Here is an 18,816-nt window from a genome sequence, read left to right as displayed (position 1 = left end):
TTCATACATTTTTTTCATATTACAAAAATTGTATGAAAATAGATAAAAATAATTCGCATTAAATTTATTGAATTTAAAGCATCTTCCTTTACGATGGAGTAAAATAAAAGAAAAAACTTTGTCGCAAAGGAAGAAAAATGAACAGAGAACAGGAAAGAGCCAAAAGAAGACCGGAAAAGAATCCAGTTGTTGAATACAATAAGATTCAAAATAAATATTACCCAGAGTTATTTGCCAAATTTGCTGAGGTGAATGATCCGCGAAATCAAAGTTATATTGAATATCCAGTGAGGGTTATGCTTGGAACCATGTACTACAAATGCATAAGCGGAATTTCAAGTATGCAGGAAATGACACTGAAATTTAATGATGATGCAGTTGTAGAAAATCTCTACTCATTCATGAGTGAAGAAAAGAAGGAGTATCTTCCTCATGGTGTTATAGAGAATGAATTTTTGGCAAGACTGAACCCAGAGGAACTGGAAAAAATACAGAAAGATATTGCTTATTCTATGATCCGTAGAAAAACATTTGATGATGCCAGGGTGTTGAAAAGGTGGCAGATCATTATTGACGCCACAGAACTGGATGAGGGATATCAGAAAAAGAATGAATATTACCTGAGTCGCTGCTATAACCGTGGAGAAGCAGATGAATTTACGAAGTATCACAGAAGCGTGCTCGAAGCAAAACTTTATCTGGGGAATAACCTTGTATGCAGTATAGCATCTGAAGCGATCCAGAATTCTGAGGAATATATCAATCAGAGTGAAAAAAAAAATAAAACAGGACTGTGAAAGTAAAGCATTTATCAGAGTTGCAGAAAAGATTAAGAAACAGTTTCCGAGACTTCCGATCATTATAACGGCAGATGGGTTGTATGTCAGTCAGAAAGTTATACAGACCTGCACAGATAACAGCTGGAATTATATCATCCGTTATAAAAAGGGAAGTGCATCATCCATAGCCAAAGAATATCGGTCATTGCCGGAAAAAGAAAAGATAGGTTCAGAAATAGAATATCAGAATCAGATTATGTTTCAGAATACAGATGTAAATCTGACATATTATACAGAAAAGAAGATTAAACCAGATGAAAAAAAAGAAACAACAGAGTTTGCATGGATTGCAGACATTACAATCACAAAAAACAATGCCAGAAAAATAGTAAATGCGGGAAGAAACAGATGGAAGATAGAAAATCAGGGATTCAACCGGCAGAAGCATTGGCGGGGGAATATAGAGCATGCATGCAGCTGGAATGAACAGGCACAAAAGAACCATTATCTGATGGAGCAGATAGCAGATTTCATAAAGCAGCTTTATGAATATTATTACCTGAAGAAAAATGAAATAAATTTACCTTTCAAAACTAACAAAAATTTTGCCTAGTAGCATTTTTTATCAGAATATGTTAGAATCTTTTTATACTTTTTAGTTTTTATCAACTAACATTATCAAAAAACATCAAGGAGGGATAATATGGATTCTTGCGATTTTTACACAACACTTGGCAAAAAGCTTCGGGCAAGACGCCGGACCAAACACATGACCTTAAGTGATCTCTCCAAAAAATTGAACAAAAGCGTTGCCACGATTTCCAAATACGAAAAAGGAGAGGTTCTCATAAGTATTGACACTCTGGTAGACATTTGTCAGATTCTGAATATCGACATAGCCTCTCTGCTCCCCATAACTTCAACCGATAAAAGCGCAGCCGAAATTGCAAGGTACCAGAATTATTTTTCTGACAAACTTTATCTTTATTGGTTTAACGGAGAAAAGAACTGCTTGCAGAAGGCAGTTCTGGAAAATAAGAATTTGTCATTAACTGCTACGATGTATTACGATGTCGATGACATATCCAACTACTACGAAGCGAATTATATTTACGAAGGCGATATTACCTACAGCGATACATGTACGGTTTTTATCCTTGTAAATACAAAGCCGCCTTTTGACATTCTGACGTTGCGTCTTCCGTCAATCGGCATTAATTCCATGCACGTTGTCGGTCTGATTTCCACGATTACGTACTTTTATCAGAGTATCGCCATGAAAGTGATTGCCAGCGAAAATCCGCTACCGCTTAATGATGAATTGAAAAATGCTCTTCACATTTCTTCAGATGAATTAAAGAATATCAAACGTACAAACTTTTTCTTTGCACAATAGTCAACAAAAATAGTCTACGCCTATTCAACTCCCCTGCCCCTCGTTCGATGGCACTGAAAAAGTAGATTATATCGTTCTATATTTGGTACAATGTATCTATCAAATATAGGCGGTGTTTTTATAATCGAACAACAGCAGAAATTGGTGCTAAATCTCTACATGGAAATATATGAATTAATAATCCCAAAAGATAATCTTCTCCGGCAGATAAAAGAATTGGTTGATTTTAGCTTTATTTATGATGCATTGCTTGCTAATTATTGTCTGGATAACGGAGGAAATGCAGTTCCACCTATCCGAATATTTAAATATCTTCTTTTGAAATCAATTTACGATTTATCAGATATTGATCTGGTTGAACGTTCTAAATACGATATGTCTTTTAAATATTTTTTGGACATGGCTCCAGAAGATGAAGTTATAAATCCAAGTTCATTGACAAAATTTCGGAAGTTACGTTTAAAGGATATGAATCTTTTGGATATGCTGATTGCCAAAACAGTTCAGTTAACATTAGAAAAAGGAATTATTAAGTCAAAATACATTATTATGGATGCAACGCATACAAAATCAAAATACAATCAAAAGACTCCCCCGTCAAGTACTCCAGGAACAATCAAAAAAACTGCGCCGTAGCATCTATGAAATTGATGAAACAATGAAAGAAAAATTTCCTGATAAAAACACAGATGATTCTTTAGAAAAAGAACTAAAATACTGTAAACAGCTTATTGATGTTATAAAAGGAAATGAAGAAATTTGCAGTTATCCAAAAGTGCAGGAAAAATTAAAATCTACTAGAAGAATCTGTCACTGATGACATGGAACATTTAGAAACTTCAAAGGATGAAGATGCAAAAACTGGTCATAAGACAGCCGATACTTCATTTTGGGGATATAAAACACACATAGCAATGACAGAAGAACGGATCATCACAGCTGCCACAATCACCAGCGGCGAAAAAATAGATGGCAAAGAACTGCCAAAACTTGTACAAAAAAGTAAAGCTGCTGGGATACAGATTGAATCAGTCATTGGAGATATGGCTTATTCTGAAAAGACAAATATCGAGGCGGCAAAAAAAGGTGGTTATGAACTGATAGCAAAATTAAATCCGGTTATTACACAAGGTAACCGAAGAAAGGAAGATGTGTTTGAATTTAATAAAGATGCCGTCGCATCTATCGAAGTTTCAACCAATGGCGAACTGCTATCCTTTCTTCCTTTGGTTACGACCCTTTGAAATACCCTGAATGCAACTATCAAATGGAATTTTTAGAACTCTATTACAACCACCAACGCGTATCCCTCCAAGAACTTTACGAGAAATCCATGTCCAAATCTCGTGGAAAGCGTTCTTCTGCATAATTCTTTTTCGATTATCTGTGTTATAATCCTCTAAAGGAGGAACATTACCATGAAATCTAACATTGAGGAATTACGCAAAAAAATATAAATAATCCACCTGAAGGAATGACATCTATGGACATTCGCAACATGAGCGAAGATGATCTTCTGGATATGGATTATTTCTTAAATGAAGATAATCTGTTTGATGACGAGGCTGGTGTAGAAGGTTTTTACATCTTCTAAATCGGTGTCGTTCTATCTGTGTGCCCGCCTCTGTGCGGGCTATTTTCGTTCAATGGTTCGCCCAAAATCGAACTTTCCTATAAAATAAAAAATACAGCAGACTTTTGCCTGCTGTACATTTTCTTGTTTTTTATTCATTTACATTTACAGATCCAGCTTGCCGCACTTCTCTTCATGATTATTTACCAAATCTGCAAGTGTCACACTATCCACATACTGGTCGATTACTTTCTTAAGTCCTTCCCAGAACTCAAGTGTGGAACACTGATCCTGTCTCTCGCAGCGATTCGGCACGTCATCCAGACACGCAATCGGCGCAAGGCTTCCTTCCGTTGTACGGATAATATCTCCGGCTGTATATTCTTCCGGCTCTTTCGCCAGCATATAACCACCGTTATTGCCACGATAACTTCTTACATATCCGGCCTTTGTCAGCATCGGCATAATCTGTTCCATATATTTTAATGTAATTCCCTGTCTTGCCGATATGTCTTTCAGACGAATATATTCCCCATTTGCATTCTCCGCCAGATCAATCATAATTCTCAGTGCATATCTGCCCTTTGTTGATATCTTCATAGTACTTCACCTTTCATCCGGGTCTCTTCTCCCGGTTCATCTCCTACTTAATTACTATGATATCACATTTTTTGACAAATGCCAATCCTCCGAACCATTCGTCCGTTATCCTTTTTCGCCTTTTTTAATCCTGGAATGTCTTCAAAGCATCAATTGTTCTCTGAATCAGCTCTTCCAGTGTCCATCCAAGCATATCCGCTCCGCGTTCGATGACTTCTCTGGAACATCCTGCTGCGAAATTCTTGCTCTTGTATTTTTTCTTTACAGACTTTAATGTCAGATCCTGTACACTTTTTGACGGACGCATCAATACAACAGCTCCGATCAGACCCGTCAGCTCGTCAACCGCATACAATATTTTTTCCATCTCGTGCTCCGGTTTGATATCCACTGTAATCGCATAACCGTGACTCGCCGTTGCATGGATGATCTTCTCATCAATTCCTCGTTCTTTCATGATCTCCTGCGATTTGATACAGTGTTCTTCCGGATATTTTTCAAAATCCAGATCGTGTAAAAGTCCTACGATTCCCCAGAAATCTTCCTCATCCGCAAACCCGAGCTCTCTTGCAAAATAACGCATCGTATTCTCTACCGTCTGTGCATGCAGGAGATGAAATTCATCCTGGTTATATTCGGTTAATAATTCCCATGCTTCTTCTCTTGTCATATGGCAGTCCTCCGTTTATTTCATGTCATTTTTGTGTTCCTTTATTATATGAACATAGTTTTCTTTCTTTTCCTATATGTTTTATATGATATCACAGAACTGCCATTTGTCAATCAGATATTGGATCTACTTTATTTTATACTGAGAATACATTGCAATGGAATCACTTAGTTTTTGCCAGAAATTTTTTGTAACTGCTATCAATCGCAAATGCTCCAAGCGGTGCAGTCAGTACAATTGCAAGCACTGCTACCGTCAGAACCACATCGCCACACGCAAATCCAAGCGTCAGTGGAATTCCTCCGATTGCAGCCTGTACAGTTGCTTTCGGTGTGTATGCCATCATCGTAAATAACTTTTCTTTTCCATTCATATCCGTTCCAAGCAGACATACAAAGACCCCTGTCATTCGGAAGATCAGTGCGCCACAGATTAAAACGACTGCCTTGAGTCCTACATGAGATAGATATCCGATATTTACAGTCGCACCAACCAGTACGAATAAGAATACTTCCGCTGCCACCCACATCTTTCCACATTTTACTGCAATCCTTTTTGCAGCCACTTTCCTGTATTTCTGTAAGCCCACTCCCAGAAACATCACTGCAATTAACGCCGAGAACGTAATTGCAGTTGTCATATGATCTTCTGCCACTACCAGTAAAAATGAAATACTGAGTAAGATTAATACCTTTACGGTATCCCGAATATGTACTTTCTCAAAATACCGTGCAAGAAGCCATCCGGCAAGTAATCCAATGATCATTCCCAGGATAATAGATATCGGAATATTCAGGAAACTCATAACCGATACGCTTTTTCCCTGCATAATCCCTGAAAAGGTCGTAAATAATACGATGACATATACATCATCTACCGAAGCGCCCGCAAGAATCAACTGTGGGATTCCTTTTTCCGTTCCATAGCCTTCTTCCATCAATCTTACCATACGCGGCACGACAACCGCCGGTGAAACCGCCGCAAGTACAGATCCTAATATTGCCGCTTCCAGCACAGAAAGTCCCAGTAACCTTGGTGCCAGCACTAACATTCCCAACAGCTCAAAACTCGCCGGTACAAAGCACATCATTACCGCCGGACGCCCGATTTTTTTCAAACCGGAAATGTCAAGCCCTAATCCGGCCCTCATCAGAATAATGATCAGTGCCATCTTCCTAAGTTCCGATGAAATATTTAACAGATTTTCATCCAGAAGATTCAGCACATACGGTCCCAGAACGATACCGGTGAGAAGCATTCCCAGAAGCCCCGGCAGTTTTAATTTTTTACAGATCCAGCTCATCCCCATACCACAGAGCAGGATCAGCGCAACGCTTAGTAACATTTTATATTCCTCCTTATCTACAGAATCTGCCACTGGCAGTTTCTTTCAACCGCATAGCGATCTATAAACGCAGAAAAAGCTGAGACTTTCTGCGTCATTATTCGCAGAAGTCATCAGCTTTATAAGCGGTTCTAGTATGATCACTAAGGGAGAACTTCATTCCCTTCTAAAAGTTATAACATACCTGTATGGTATTTTGCAACTGTAGTTTCAATTTTAATGCCTGTCCATCTCCTTATCACCGTCATTTTCTTTCTTAAACCAGGATAACAGATCTCTCCTCATCAGCTTTTCCATCAGGTTCAGATTCGGATCGGAATGCTCCAGTTCTCTGGAATAACGATATACGGTATCTATCACATCCTCCATCTCCAGTGTCTTCTCATTCTTCAGCCACTGTGCCAGCAGAAGTTCGTGGATCAAAAGTACACTGACAACCGCCATCTGTACCTTTACATAAGCTTCCCCGTCATACACTGCACCACAGAAATAAGTGCTGATAAAGTACACCAGTAACTGCTCATACTGGATCTCATAATCTGGCATATATGTATTCAGCCATTCGTGAAATTCTCGTTTGTTCTTTGTATACTGTTCTTTGTACTTTGTACATTGTTCTTCACTGTCGCTGCAACCAATATCTCCGTAAAGTAAACTTTCTGCCTCAAGAAGATGCGGTTCCCAGTCATCCCTTAAGCGTTCCATCAGATACTGATTCCGGAACATTTTCTTAATAAATGCATAGTTCTCATCTTCTGATAATTTTGCTTCAACGAATTGCACCGCCTTCTCCGTCTGATATTTTTCAAATACATCATCAATGGAAAAGATATCTTCTCTTTTGATCCGCACCTGCAAGTCATGTGCGATCGCCAGCACCAGACCAACCCGCAGATCCAGTCTCTTACTTCTGTCCTGAAGGATATTGATCATCACTTTTCTTGCATCTACCAATTTTGAATACAAGAATGGATCAAAATCATCATATTCTTCTTCCTTGTTGCTTTCATATGTCAGAAAGCGCACCGGTTCCTTTTTACCAAGCAGAATTCTTGCCACCTCCGGACAGGATACAGACAACGTCATCTCTCGGACATCTTCAAATTCTTCTACGTGTCTTGGATACATCTTACAAGTCCGGCACAGACTTTTTTCACCGAGTGCTGTATACATATCACAAAGATTTTCATCATTTAAAAAGGCACAGCGCTTATTCTTGTCCTGCTTAAAGGTTCCTTCTTTCCAGTTAATGGACTTTCTTAATCTTTTTCTAAATGATCCGGTTACTTTCTTATATTTTTTCAACGCTGCTTCGTCCGCCACAATCTGCCAGCCGGCGCAGCATGTATCTTCACATTCGCCTGCAATACAGGAAAATTCATGGTAATAATCCGGGATTGTATATAACATTGATTCTTCCTCCAGTTTTTATACAAAATCAATTCAACTTTGAGCATTATACCACATAATTTTTGTTAGAGGACAGAACATTTTTAGTTTGGTATAAAAATCCCCCGGGCTCTTTAGGAGGAATCGCCCGGGGGAAAACTGCATAACTTACATTAGTATAAAAGGGTTCTCAAGGATTTACTGTAATTATTATCCTAATTATTTAATAAAGCTTACATGCTTACAAATCTCTTCTGTAGCAGCATCTTTCTTCTTATTGTATTCAATCTTTCTTTCTTCAAAGAGGTTGTCTCCGTTTGCATCGATAGAAACAATCAGTGGTCCGAATTCTTTTACGCGGCAGTTCCAGAGTGTCTCCGGCATACCAAGATCTCTCCACTCGGCTCTTACGATCTCTTCTACTTCTGTAGCAGCTACTACAGCGTTACCTGCAGGGAATACGCAGTGGATTGCTCCGAATTCTTTACATGCACGCTCTGTATTTTCTTTCATACCACCTTTACCGATGATCACACGTACACCAGTTTCTTTTACGAATTCGTACTCGAATTTTTCCATTCTCATACTTGTTGTCGGTCCTACAGATACCATTTCGAATTTGTCATTTTCCAGTGGACGGATGATCGGTCCTGCATGAAAGATTGCGTTGTTTCTTACATCTACAGGAAGTTCTCTTCCTTCTTCTACCAGACGGCGGTGTGCAACGTCACGACATGTTGTCATGCTTCCGTTCAGATATACGATGTCACCGATCTTGATATCTTTTAAGTCTTCTGCTGAAATAGGTGTTGTTAAGATTTTTTTACCGTTCTTTACTTCTACCATTATAATTCTACCCCCGTATGTGTTGTGATTGTGTAGTTCAGGTCCTTATCAAATACAATATGTCCTCTTCTGTGGCTCCAGCATCCTACGTTAACAGCTACACCGATTGTAGACGGATGACGTGCTGTGTTCTCAATATTAACGCCCATTACAGAATATTTTCCGCCCATACCCTGTGGTCCAAGGCCGATTGCATTGATTCCGTCTTCGAGAAGAGTCTCCATCTTAGCTGCTCTTTCGTTCTCATTGTGTGATCCGATCGGACGCATCAGTGCTTTCTTAGAAAGAAGTGCTGCCGTCTCAACAGATGTTGCCACACCTACGCCAACGAGAAGCGGAGGGCAGGCATTCAATCCGTATGTTGTCATAACGTCCATAACGAACTTTGTAACTCCTTCGTATCCTTCACCCGGCATCAGAACCATAGCTTTTCCAGGAAGAGTACATCCGCCCCCTGCCATGTATGTATAGATCTCACATTTGTCTGAGTTTGGAACGATATCCCAGAATACAGTCGGTGTTCCTTTTCCTACGTTCTTTCCTGTGTTGTATTCATCAAATGTCTCTACACTGTTATGACGGAGAGGTGCTTCAAATGTTGCTTTCACAACAGCGTCTTTCAGAAGTCCTTCCAGTTCGTCGATAAGTGGGAATTTTGTTCCACATTTTACCCAGAACTGTAATACACCTGTATCCTGACAGCTTGGTCTGTTCAGTTTTACAGCAAGTTCCTGGTTCTTGAACATGGTGTCATAAATTACCTTTGAAAGCGGGCTGTCTTCTTTCTCACGCAGCTCTGTTAATTTTTCAATGACATCATCCGGCAGTTTCTTTGCGATATGTGCAATAAATTTTGCCATATAATCTGTAAGTTGTGTTACCTGTTGTTCTTTAGACATTTTCATATCCTCCTTGAAATTCTATTAAAAATTTTTAGTTCCTATCTATATTCCCACAACAGTATTGTGATGAAAGACAGCGAAAACTTTTATCACAAACTGTCATGAGAGGTATGTCTGCTTACATCTTCCGTTTTTATGGAGATTAGAGGTCAAATACTTCCTTATGTTTATGGGAAGAATGGATAGAAGATTGGAAGCAAGATCATACTTACTATGGTTGCTACTACGATCATAGGAATACCTGCTTTCGCATAATCCTTGAACGTATATCCTCCTGCCGTTACTACCATGGTGTTGGCCGGCATTCCGATTGGTGTTGCAAATGCACAGGATCCTCCGATTACACATGCCATCAGTACGGCACTTGGATCTGCACCCATGCCCTGTGCGATGGATACTCCGATCGGAGCCATCAGTGCTGTCGTTGCTGTGTTTGACATAAAGTTTGTCATGATACAGCAGAGCATGAAGATTACAAATGTTAATATGTATGGTGAAGGGTTATCTCCCAGCATTCCGATTACTTTATCTGCGATCAGTTCTCCGGCACCGGTTGCTTCCAGTGCAGACGCAAGGGAAAGCGTACCTCCGAATAAGAAGATCGTCTTCAAGTCGATGGAAAGGAGTGCGTCTTTCTCACTGATAACGCCTGTAACGATCAGTGCAAGTGCTCCCACACATCCTATGACACATAACTTAATACCAATCTGATCTTCAAAAATCATTCCCAGAAGTGTTAATAACAGGATGATCAGTGAAAGGGTCTGTTTCCACTTTGGAACATTGCTGAAATCTTTTGTCTCATCAAAGATTCCCTCACCGCTTGTGTCCACTTTATCCGGCAGGAATTTGTATCCGAACAGTGCGAAGAAAATAATTCCTACGACCAAAATTGGAAGACCTACTTTCGCATAATCGAAGAATCCGAATTTCAGTCCAATCTTCTCCATGGATGACTGTGCGATCATGTTACCAGGTGCACCGATCAGTGAAAGGTTACCTCCCATGGCTGCTGCAAATACCAGCGGCATTAACAGTCTTGATCTTGAATATCCTGATTTTGCAGCAATACCGATAACTACCGGAATGAGGATTGCGGCTGTTCCTGTGTTGGAAAGGAAGCCACTCATCACTCCGACGATCACCATGATCGCAATGATCAGCTGCCTTTCTGTCTTGGCAAAATGTGTAACCACTCCTCCGATCTTGTTCGCCATTCCCGTCTCAAACAGTGCTCCACCGACAATGAACATTGCAACAAATAAGATTACATTGCTGTCGATGAATCCCGAGAATGCAGTCTGCCAGTCCAATACCCCTGTGACTACCAGTCCCACACAGACAATCATCGATGTTACCCCAAGCGGAATCTTTTCAAGCATGAACATGATGATTGCAAATGCCAGAAACAGTAATGTAATTGTTATCTGACTCATCTTCATTACCTCCTTGTAATTATTTCGTTCGATTTCTCGGATACGTTTTTTTGATCTTTGATGTCTGATATTTGATTTTGTATCCAAATCTTGATTACAAGATACTCCTTAATGATAAAAATGTCAATAGGTATTTATAGATTTTGGCATATGTTATAAAACTGTATATCGTCTTTTGTTCAAAATCACCATATTCAGCGTTTTTTGTATGGAAAGGACCTGCCACAGGCAACTTTTCTTGCATACTTAGACAAAAAAAGTGCATTGTTATTCACCACAAAGGTAAATAACAACGCACTAATTATTTATAATATGTAAGCATATCATCCCGGCTCCGCATAATATGATCATACATCGCCATCTGTGCTTCCTTCTGATCATGAGCCTTGATTGCTCTCCATATCCTTTCATGTTCTTTAATCGACACTTTCGCATAATCCTCTTCTGATACCATGCTGCCCATAGACAGACCATTCCATAATTCAGAAATCATATTTTTCATCTTCTGGTTACCTGCCGCAGACCAGATCTCATGATGAAATGCATGGTTCAGATCTGTATATTGCTTTAAATTGCCTTCCTTCAGATCCTCTTCTGCTTCTTCGTACACGGATTCTATCTCCGATATGTCCGTCTCCGGCTCTGCTGCAAGCGATGCTGCCGCACTTTCTAAAATTGCACGAAGTTGATAATGTTCTTTAATATAAGTTTCCGTAATTCCAAGTACTACAGCTCCTCTGTTCTTGCGCAACTGTATTAACCCATCTCTTGCAAGTATCTGAAATGCCTCTCTTACCGGCATCGCCGATACATTTAACTGTGTGGCTACACTTTCCAGTGAAAGGACTTCTCCTTCTTTCATCTGCCTGGACAAGATTGCCTTCCTAAGTTCTGCCGCTACCTTTTCCTTGGCCGACGGCATCTTAATTGGTTTTAATCCATTCATTCATTCATCCCTCTCTCTTCATTGACCGCTCTTGCAAGCAATTTAAAATATACATCCAGAGATTTTTCTACTTTCTTCAGTTCCCCATTTTCTAAAAGTTCTGTCATCTTATCCTTTTCTTCTTTTATCTTATCTGCATAATGTCCCGTTGATAGTGCAAAACGGATATAGCTGTCACTGGCATTTCTTAAAAGTCTTTTGATATACTCATTTTCCACCAGATCACACATGGCTTCTGCAGGCTGTACCTCTCCTGACAATCCCGATGTCATAAGCAACTCTTCCAACTGCGCAGTCTTTCCACTATGTTTCAGACTGTTCAATGCCTTCTTTGTCATCTCCGAAATCATACTGTAGATCAGACATATCTGTTCTTTATCCAATTCTGTCACAGTAATTCTTCTAGTTGCAAGGCGGATAATTAACCCCTGATTTTCCAGGATCTGGAAAGCTTCCCGGATTGGAATTCTGGAAGCTTCAAACGCTTCTGCCAGTTCTTCTTGTTTTAACTGACTTCCTCCGGGAATTCTTCCGGACAATATTTCATCAGCGATCTGTTCCGCCATATAGTCGCTCAATCTTTTTTCTGATATATCTTTCATAATTTTCCCCTTGATTTAAAACCTTATAACAATAATGTATCCAAAATCAAGGAAAATGTAAAGAGTTATTTTTTCGTTTTCTAATATTTTGGGCTGCATATTCCACGAAAAAATCATAATATTTTATAAATATTTCTTCATATCCTGAATCAGCTTTTCACATGTCTTTTCAAATTTCTTTGCAAGTGAAATGCTTTCTTTTTCCGCTTTCGGATAACGATTTAATTTCTCTGTAATGGATTTTATTCCCATATTTGCCCCGTCGATCATCATTTCCGCAATCTTCGAACTGTCATCATTGAGCATCATCTTTACTTCAGCACTGATCCAGGCAAATGTCTCTGCTGCCTTTTCTGACAGCTTCTCCTCCTGCAATTTTCCTTCTGACAACCTTATTGATTCCTTCTCCATTTTTTCATAGTCTTCTTTATATTTACAGAACAAGTCCTGAAGCTCCTGACTTTTCAGATATACCGCCAACTGCTCGATACTATTCAGTGCCATCCGGCATCCAGAATTACATTCCTTCAGAATTTCGTATGTTGATGTGTCCATGATACTTCCTCCTTTTTAAATTGCTTGCTATCTTTTTATACTTTGTCTTTCTTCATGTATTTTTCATTATTTTTCTTTTATAGTATGTCTCGAATTTTGTTTTCTATGTATTTACCCCAAATAACACTAGCAATTTTTCTTGCATACTTTGGTATCAAAAAAGCCTTTGCAGATATCATTTTAATATCCACAAAGGCTTTTCTATCTCTCATATTCTTAATTTATCATAAAATAATTCAGACTGATTTCATTAGACGCAACATCTGCAAGGTTGACACAGCTGTTTCCCATACGATCGATCAGATGCAAGATATTCGTAAATGGTGCCGTAAGGCTTGCTTTACATTTTCCTTTATTGACACGCTGTACATGTGCTTTTCGCATCTTCAGATCCAGATCCATGATCTTATCTTTCCGTTTGATCAGCTTCTCTGTCTGAACTGACTTATCACCCTGTAATGCCTTGATTGAATCGGTAAACATCTTCTCCAGTGTCTTCAGGCTTTTCTGCAACTCTTCCATCGCTTCCGGTGTATATTTGTATCTGTTTTCAATCTTTTCCTGTACACATTTGGCAACTTCTACACTCAGCGTTCCCATACGTTCCACATCGCTTAAGATGTACATAAGGCTTGCCGTCTGTGCAGCCTGCTGCTCTGTCATCGTTCCGGCTGAGAACAAAGCTGCCAGATATTCCGTGATCTGATCCGTCAGTTTCTTAATCTGCAGTCCCTTTTCCTGCAGTGGTTCCAGTTCATTCATATCTTCAGTTTTGACAATTGTGATCGTATCTGCCACAACAACTTTAACCATTTCACTCACACGAAGAATTTCCTTTGCAACCAACTGAAGTGCCGCTGCCGGCTGGTTTATGATCTTATCATCCAAAAATACCGGTTTTGCAGAATCCATATCGACTGCTTTTCCATCCGGAATCAACGTCATAACAATCTTCACCATGAATTTGATCAGACAGACCCAGATCAGTGTCATTGTAATATTGAATAATGTATGCGCATTTGCAATCTGTCTTGAGATCACCTCAACTTCTGGTCCTTTCGGAGAAATATGCTGGATCAGCGCTGCAAATGGTTTCACAAACCAGATAAATAGCAGACATCCGGAAATGTTGAAAATACAGTGTGCAACGGCTGTACGTTTCGCATCTTTTGTCTGACCGACACTTGCCAGAAGTGCTGTAATTGTAGTACCGATATTATCTCCAAGAAGGATTGGGATCGCACCTGCAAGTCCAAGCATACTTGTCACACCATCAGGTCCCGGCTGTGATGCAAAGTTCTGCAATACTGCAATCGTCGCACTACTACTCTGTACTACCAGTGTCATTAGTGTTCCGACAAATACCCCAAGTACCGGAATATGTGCTACTCTTTCAATCAGATTCGTGAACACTGGGCTGGATGCCAGCGGTTTCATAACATCTCCCATGGTCTCGATTCCAAGGAATAACAGACCAAATGCGAAGATTGTCTGACCGATACTCTTCACTTTTTCAGATTTCGCAATAAACGAAATGATAAATCCAATAAAGATAATGATATAGATGTAATCGCTGATCTTAAATGCGATGATCTGTGCCGTCATCGTCGTACCGATGTTCGCACCAAAGATGATTGAGATTGCCTGTGGAAGACTCATAAGTCCCGCACTGACAAAACCGATCGCCATAACGGTTGTCGCACTACTGCTCTGTAATACCGCTGTAGTAAGTGCTCCTGCGATAACCCCAAGTACCGGGTTCTTAGTCAGAAGTGCCAGGATGCTTTTCATCTTTTCTCCTGCCGCTTTCTGCAGGCACTCACTCATCATATTCATTCCATAAATAAAGACTGCCAGGCCTCCTAAAAGCCCGAATATTATCTGCAATTTTTCATTCATAATATTTCCCCATTCTCCTTCATTCGTCTTCTGTAGAACCTGCCGCCGGCAGTTTCTTTCGAACACATGATGTTCCCTCGACGTTACGGGCTTATTGTAACGAAGGTGTATGCAGCCTATATCAAATCTATGTTAAATCTATGTAAAATTGTACCCGGAGTTTATATTACATTAAATTCTATGAAATTATTTTCGAAAAAATATAAAGGAATCATCAAATGTATGCAAAATTATCTGAATACTTAAGATGATTCCTTTTTATTGTTTACTCCTATTGTTTCTAATATAACGGTTCATTCTCCATCAGATATTGCAAGAATGCCTCGCAGCCTTCTTTCACATCGTCATAAGTCACGTCAAAATTCCCCGTGTACCACGGATCTGCAATGTCTCTTGCCTCTCCTGTATATTCCAGTAACAAATGCACCTTATGCTCCGGGTCTTTCCGGATGATGCGGTTAATATTGCGGATATTCCACTGCTCCATGCCGATCAGGTAATCAAATTCTTCATAGTCTTTTTTCGTCATCTGGCGTGCTCTGTGGTTACCGCATGGGATTCCTTCTTCTCTTAACTTGTTCTGCGTTCCGTAGTGAACCGGATTGCCGTCTTCTTCGTTGCTGGTTCCGGCGGAGTCGATGTAGAAGGATGACTCTAGGTTCGCTTTCTTTACTAGATCTTTCATTACGTATTCTGCCATGGTTGAGCGGCAGATATTGCCGTGGCAGATAAAGAGCACTTTTATCATTGTTGCATAACCTCGCATTTCTTAGTTTTTCTTGATATTTCGGGCTTTGTAAGCCTCTGTAAATTTTTGCTTTCTGGCATAACCTGGTTTATTTTCGCATAATATCGTCAGCAAAAGGTGTAAAATAAGGTGTATGTTTTTCTATTTTACACCTTGCTATTTTTAATTAAAAATCGTAATTACACAACCTGAATCCGGGCAACTTCTTCCCTGGCATCCTCAAGATTTACATGCGTATATGTATTCAGCGTTACGCCGATGTCTGAGTGGCCCATCAAATATTGCAATGCTTTTGGATTCATTCCGGATTTTGCCATATTTGAGCAATAGGTGTGCCGGCATACATGAGATGTAATGACAGGCATCTGTACTTTATAAGTATTATTATACTTCTGAACGATATGTTGGAAATAATGCTCCCAGTGCAGGGAATAGCAGATACTTTCATTTTTATCAAAGTGTAAGAATCCACTTTTTCCATCTACCATAGGCTCTGCTTTGGGCGGGTTTCGTTTTTCTATTATTTTCCGAAAACATTCCTCTACATCTGCAGTCATAGGTATCTTTCTCGTTCCGCTGGTTGTTTTAGTCTCTTGAATATAATATCCGATTTTTGATTTTTTCTGCAATTGATGATCGATGTTGATCGTATGCTCCTTGAAATCAATATCAGAAATCGTCAGCCCGCAGAATTCTGAGATGCGAAGCCCCGTCTTAAACAATATATAAATACCTTCATAGTATTTACTGAACTGTGCATCATCCTTTACAAATTGTAAAAACTTACGCTCCTCCGCTCTGCTGATTGCCTCTCTTGTCACACTGTCATTCACGACCACTTCCATTAGCTGAAACTGAAATGGATTTTTCCTGATCAGGTCATCATCCACCGACAACTGAAATGCCGGACGAAGAACGCCTCGGATCGAATGGATGGAACTATAGCTTTTCTTTTCTACCTGCTGAAGATGTATCAGCCAACATTTTGCATCCGAAATCCGAACCGTATCAATCCTTCCTTTTCCAAATGGATCTTTCTTCAATAAATTGATAACTGTTCCGTATCCTGCAACTGTAGTAGGTCTGACACCGGTTTTTGTTGATGTATATTTTTCAACCTGTTCCAGCACCGTCATATTTCCGCCATTTGTTGCAATCTGCTCAAAATGATCCGCCTGGATTTTCTTCTCCATCTCCCGAAGCGACAAAGTACGGCGCTTTCCTTTCGGAGTTGCATCGTTATGGTCTAAGCGCCAGCTATATACGCAGCGCTCCTTTCCCATCTCATCGACATACTTAAATCGATATCTGCCATCAGATAACTGTATTTCTCCATTGTGTAATATACGTCCTCTATGATCTCTCCTTTTTTCACTCATAATCTTTTAGTCTCCTTCATCAAATGTTCATTTAACTTGGAAGACCGTCTCGGTTTATTCATTATACCACAAGACCTTCCTTCGCTAAGATAAAATGAACATTATTTTCATTACTATTTTTTCTATTCTGTCACTTAAACTGTGCTGGCTGTATCCAGATAATCTTCAAATAATTTTCTTTTGAATCGGATGTGCGAACCAACTTCCAAAATAAAATCTGCTCCTTCATTTTCACCTGCAATCTGTCTTAATCTCTTTTCTCCGATTCCGTAATATTCAGCTGCTTCGGAAACATTTAAAGAATATTTCTTCCAAACAGGTATTGTTTTTTCTGTATAATTCATTCGCATTCCTCCTCCCCTCTGTTTGTATTCAACAGCGTTTTCGCTTTCTCCATTTTCATACTTGCAATCGCTTCTCGTTTGCTTGTGCCTCCAACATACACGGGTGTACACATTTCTAAAATACGGTCATAGATACGTCTTTTATCTAACATGGTCTCGCTTTTTATTTCTTTCAGCGGAAGATGGGTCGTGATGATCAAAGGTCGTCCCGAACGGATCCTGCGGTCTATGACGCTAAAAATAATTCCTAACGCATATTCTGAATTTCGTTCCACTCCAAGATCATCAATAATCAAAAGCTGATACGAAGCCAATGCATTGATATATTCCGTTTTGTCTGCCAGTGGAAATATATCATCGATAATGGTATTGAAGTTGGTCATCTTTACCGTTACTTCTCGTTTAAGAAGATCGTTGGCTATGCACCCGGCAGCATAACTTTTCCCGGTACCAACCGGTCCCCAGAACAAACAGCCTATATGATTTCTTTTCATTTTCTCCCAGTTATCAACATAATTTTTTGCCTTATGCATTACCGCATCTGACATATCTGCGTTCTCAAATGTCCACTCTTCCATTCTGCTCTCGTCAAAACAGATGCTCGTATTTCTGCTGACTAATTCCCGGTGCTCTTTGTCTTTAAAATATTTTTGTTCTTCTTCATACGCTTTTCTGTCACAAGCACATTGCCTGGAATGTTTCTTCATCCCCATAAAGTCACCCTCAGGAAAAAATGCTTCTTTCGCTTCCCCACAGACTTTGCAATATTGCAAACCACCACTGCCTACACATACGGTATCTTCTTCTCTCATCACAAACTCTCTCCTTCCCCATAGCAATAATTTACTTCATGATATTTATTACTTTTATATTTCTCAGTTACTTTACTAGGTGCCACATTTCCGACTCCTGTACAGCCATTTTTACGACCAGATGAAGGTTGCTTTTCCGACTCTGTTGTAACCATCTTTTCAACCGCCTTATCGTCAACCGGCTGTAAACCTATCTCATCAGATGGAATTTTTACATATAAATGATTGGGTTTTGAAAATCCACCGGATCTACGAACCAATAATCCCTCATCATCTAATTCCTTCAATGCTGTTTTTACAGAAGATTTGCATTTGTCGATTTGAACAGACAATTCATCTATCGGAAAAATCAGATAAACATTTCCATACTTATCTATCCAGCTATTCTTTCTCGATATCCGCGCCCGGTCATACAAAACCATATAAAGAAATTTTGCAGTTTGAGAAATTCGCAACTTTAGCAAAAATTTCGGAAACTGGAAGTACTGAAGCATCTGCTCTGACTCCTTCATGTATTCATATTTCATTCTTTTCTCGCCTCGTTTCTGTTTCTAACTGTTGTAAAAATCATTTTTATGCCGGCTCAAAAAATGTC

The 18,816-nt window shown here is 39.5% G+C and carries 19 protein-coding genes, 2 pseudogenes and 1 riboswitch; of the genes and pseudogenes, 5 read left to right on the top strand and 16 right to left on the bottom strand.

Features of this window, described 5'->3' with window-relative positions:
* Nucleotides 1-137 precede the first annotated feature (137 nt).
* The 5 genes and pseudogenes from NCY30_RS12770 to NCY30_RS15475 all read left to right on the top strand — a co-directional run.
* Nucleotides 138-797 carry a transposase family protein gene (locus NCY30_RS12770; protein ID WP_055193450.1) on the top strand — a complete coding sequence of 220 codons (660 nt, stop codon included), beginning with the start codon at nt 138-140 and terminating at the stop codon, nt 795-797.
* Complete coding sequence (locus NCY30_RS12765) at nt 769-1,392, top strand: transposase (RefSeq protein WP_250818790.1); 624 nt, start codon at nt 769-771, stop codon at nt 1,390-1,392. The genes NCY30_RS12770 and NCY30_RS12765 overlap by 29 nt, the downstream gene beginning before the upstream one ends.
* 90 nt (nt 1,393-1,482) lie before the next feature.
* Nucleotides 1,483-2,175: a helix-turn-helix domain-containing protein gene (locus NCY30_RS12760; protein WP_055303158.1), complete on the top strand. Its 693-nt coding sequence runs from the start codon at nt 1,483-1,485 to the stop codon at nt 2,173-2,175.
* 120 nt (nt 2,176-2,295) lie between these two features.
* Nucleotides 2,296-3,350: pseudogene (locus tag NCY30_RS12755) on the top strand (transposase); the annotation flags it as partial.
* Between the two features lie 2 nt (nt 3,351-3,352).
* Nucleotides 3,353-3,544: pseudogene (locus NCY30_RS15475) on the top strand (IS91 family transposase); the annotation flags it as partial.
* Nucleotides 3,545-3,913: 369 nt separating this feature from the next.
* Here NCY30_RS15475 and NCY30_RS12750 read toward each other — a convergent pair.
* The 16 genes from NCY30_RS12750 to NCY30_RS12675 form a co-directional block, all read right to left on the bottom strand.
* Entirely contained in the window at nt 3,914-4,348 is a 435-nt protein-coding gene (locus NCY30_RS12750) for an RrF2 family transcriptional regulator (protein ID WP_022416350.1), read from the bottom strand.
* Between the two features lie 124 nt (nt 4,349-4,472).
* Nucleotides 4,473-5,018: an hDIG domain protein gene (locus tag NCY30_RS12745; RefSeq protein WP_022416351.1), complete on the bottom strand. Its 546-nt coding sequence runs from the start codon at nt 5,016-5,018 to the stop codon at nt 4,473-4,475.
* Nucleotides 5,019-5,181: 163 nt separating this feature from the next.
* Nucleotides 5,182-6,363: a cation:proton antiporter gene (locus NCY30_RS12740; protein ID WP_022416352.1), complete on the bottom strand. Its 1,182-nt coding sequence runs from the start codon at nt 6,361-6,363 to the stop codon at nt 5,182-5,184.
* A 97-nt stretch (nt 6,364-6,460) separates the two neighbouring features.
* A riboswitch (Fluoride riboswitch) is annotated at nt 6,461-6,536 on the bottom strand.
* A 43-nt stretch (nt 6,537-6,579) separates the two neighbouring features.
* The gene (gene fliB, locus NCY30_RS12735; RefSeq protein ID WP_055193456.1) at nt 6,580-7,773 is read right to left on the bottom strand and encodes a flagellin lysine-N-methylase; all 1,194 of its coding nucleotides are present in this window, start codon (nt 7,771-7,773) and stop codon (nt 6,580-6,582) included.
* A gap of 198 nt (nt 7,774-7,971) precedes the next feature.
* Nucleotides 7,972-8,598, bottom strand: coding sequence for a L(+)-tartrate dehydratase subunit beta (ttdB, locus tag NCY30_RS12730; RefSeq protein WP_006428351.1), 627 nt, complete (start codon nt 8,596-8,598; stop codon nt 7,972-7,974).
* Nucleotides 8,598-9,497 (bottom strand): L(+)-tartrate dehydratase subunit alpha, encoded by a 900-nt coding sequence (gene ttdA / locus NCY30_RS12725; RefSeq protein ID WP_022416354.1) that lies wholly within the window; start codon nt 9,495-9,497, stop codon nt 8,598-8,600. Before ttdA ends, ttdB begins: the two co-directional genes overlap by 1 nt.
* A 170-nt stretch (nt 9,498-9,667) precedes the next feature.
* Entirely contained in the window at nt 9,668-10,936 is a 1,269-nt protein-coding gene (locus NCY30_RS12720; protein WP_055215451.1) for an SLC13 family permease, read from the bottom strand.
* A 301-nt stretch (nt 10,937-11,237) separates the two neighbouring features.
* On the bottom strand, nt 11,238-11,882 hold the full coding sequence (locus NCY30_RS12715) for a GntR family transcriptional regulator (protein ID WP_250818789.1): 645 nt from the start codon (nt 11,880-11,882) through the stop codon (nt 11,238-11,240).
* Entirely contained in the window at nt 11,879-12,484 is a 606-nt protein-coding gene (locus tag NCY30_RS12710; protein WP_130096216.1) for a GntR family transcriptional regulator, read from the bottom strand. The genes NCY30_RS12715 and NCY30_RS12710 overlap by 4 nt, the downstream gene beginning before the upstream one ends.
* A 123-nt stretch (nt 12,485-12,607) precedes the next feature.
* A complete protein-coding gene (locus tag NCY30_RS12705; protein ID WP_250818788.1) occupies nt 12,608-13,039 on the bottom strand; it encodes a hypothetical protein in 432 nt (143 codons plus the stop codon).
* 216 nt (nt 13,040-13,255) lie between these two features.
* A complete protein-coding gene (locus NCY30_RS12700; protein WP_250818787.1) occupies nt 13,256-14,938 on the bottom strand; it encodes a Na/Pi cotransporter family protein in 1,683 nt (560 codons plus the stop codon).
* Nucleotides 14,939-15,218: 280 nt separating this feature from the next.
* Nucleotides 15,219-15,686: a low molecular weight protein-tyrosine-phosphatase gene (locus NCY30_RS12695; protein WP_161158904.1), complete on the bottom strand. Its 468-nt coding sequence runs from the start codon at nt 15,684-15,686 to the stop codon at nt 15,219-15,221.
* Between the two features lie 179 nt (nt 15,687-15,865).
* Nucleotides 15,866-17,065, bottom strand: coding sequence for a site-specific integrase (locus tag NCY30_RS12690; protein ID WP_250818786.1), 1,200 nt, complete (start codon nt 17,063-17,065; stop codon nt 15,866-15,868).
* 134 nt (nt 17,066-17,199) lie between these two features.
* Nucleotides 17,200-17,409, bottom strand: coding sequence for a MerR family transcriptional regulator (locus NCY30_RS12685; RefSeq protein WP_005330981.1), 210 nt, complete (start codon nt 17,407-17,409; stop codon nt 17,200-17,202).
* Entirely contained in the window at nt 17,406-18,221 is an 816-nt protein-coding gene (locus NCY30_RS12680) for an ATP-binding protein (protein WP_250818785.1), read from the bottom strand. The genes NCY30_RS12685 and NCY30_RS12680 overlap by 4 nt, the downstream gene beginning before the upstream one ends.
* The gene (locus NCY30_RS12675) at nt 18,221-18,748 is read right to left on the bottom strand and encodes a replication initiator protein A (protein ID WP_006428341.1); all 528 of its coding nucleotides are present in this window, start codon (nt 18,746-18,748) and stop codon (nt 18,221-18,223) included. Before NCY30_RS12675 ends, NCY30_RS12680 begins: the two co-directional genes overlap by 1 nt.
* Between the last annotated feature and the right edge of the window lie 68 nt (nt 18,749-18,816).

The sequence above is a fragment of the Dorea sp. MB18-49 genome (assembly GCF_023669465.1).
GTDB lineage: Bacteria > Bacillota > Clostridia > Lachnospirales > Lachnospiraceae > Dorea_A > Dorea_A longicatena.
The sequence above is the reverse complement of the archived record's forward strand: the minus strand, read 5'-3'. Positions and strand labels throughout refer to the sequence as shown.